This is a genomic window from Psychrobacter sp. Pi2-1 (genome assembly GCF_904846645.1).
Taxonomy (GTDB): Bacteria; Pseudomonadota; Gammaproteobacteria; order Pseudomonadales; family Moraxellaceae; genus Psychrobacter.
The window spans coordinates 1-1,344 of record NZ_CAJHBO010000045.1 but is presented as its reverse complement, the minus strand read 5'-3'; the positions used below and the strand labels follow the sequence as shown (position 1 = coordinate 1,344).

General features: G+C 45.7%; 1 protein-coding gene and 1 other annotated feature. The gene reads left to right on the top strand.

Features of this window, described 5'->3' with window-relative positions; translation table 11 throughout:
• The first annotated feature begins 85 nt into the window (after nt 1-85).
• A protein-coding gene (locus JMX91_RS13160) for an IS3 family transposase (protein ID WP_201549609.1) occupies nt 86-1,305 on the top strand; the annotation gives its coding sequence in 2 pieces (ribosomal slippage) (nt 86-371 and nt 371-1,305; 1,221 coding nt in all).
• Nucleotides 361-477 (top strand) — a sequence feature (AL1L pseudoknot). (Overlaps the previous gene by 117 nt.)
• Nucleotides 1,306-1,344: the final 39 nt, after the last annotated feature.

Below are 1,344 nucleotides of genomic sequence, written 5' to 3'. Positions count from 1 at the left end.
TGAACCGTAAGCTTATTAGGTTGTTTTTCGTTATATGAACCGCCCCGGGATTGTCGGAGACTCAACATTCTGAGAGAATACGACAATGAAAACACGAAACTACACTCCTGAGATTAAAGAACGCGCCGTTCGCATGCTGATAGAAGCGTTGGGCGACTATCCCTCTACCTGGTCAGCTATTCAAGCCATTGCCCCTAAGATTGGCTGTACGCCTGAAACCCTGCGGTCGTGGCATAAAAAACACATCGATCAAACTATTCCTGCATCGGTGCAAGCGCAAAGTGATAAAGAGCGCATCAAGGAGCTTGAACGCGAATGCAGAGAGCTCAAGCAAGCCAATGAGATCATACGTAAGGCTGCCGCTTTTTTCGCCCAGGCGGAGCTCGACCGCTGACTAAAATCATGATTCAATTCATCGACGATCATAAGAATAATTATAGGGTCGAGCTGATCTGTAGAGTATTACCGATTGCCCCATCAACCTATCACCGTGCTAAAGACTTGGAGAGCTACCCTGAAAAACGCTCACTGCGCAGCCAACATGACGACTTTTACATCAGCGAGATTAAACGTATCTGGCAGGACAGCAAATGCCGTTACGGTGCGCGTAAAGTATGGCAGCAGATGAAAGCTGACGGGTTAAAGGTTGCTCGTTGTACCATAGAGCGTTTAATGAGACAGCATGGCCTACAAGGCGTCTGGCGTGGCAAAGGCAAGATTACCACCAACAGCCGTGACGACCAAAAGCGTGCTGATGACCTAGTCAATCGTAACTTTAGCGCTCATCGCCCTAACCAGCTCTGGGTGGCAGACTTTACTTATATCAAGACGATAAGCGGCTGGGTGTATACCGCTTTTATTATTGATGTGTTTGCTCGCGCTATTGTGGGCTGGAAAGTATCTAATCGTATGAACACAGATATGGTGATGGCGGCGTTAAATCAAGCAATAGCAGATAGAAACTATCCCAAAGATGTGATTCATCACAGTGATCGAGGGGTTCAGTATTTATCCATTCGCTATACTGATAAAATGGCTACATGCGGTGTTATAGCTTCTGTCGGTACGACAGGCGATTCATACGATAATGCATTAGCTGAAACGGTCAACGGGCTTTATAAGTCTGAGGTGATTCATTATTTAAAACAGAACTGGACTGGTGTGAACGATGTTGAACTAGCAACCCTTGAATGGGTGGATTGGTTTAATAGAACACGATTGCATAGCACGATTGGATATGTGTCACCCTTTGAGTTTGAAAAGCGGTATTATGATAATTTAATCCTGTCAGGTATTGCTGCCTGACTCAAGTAAATAAGTCTCCGATAAAGTCGGGGCGGTTCA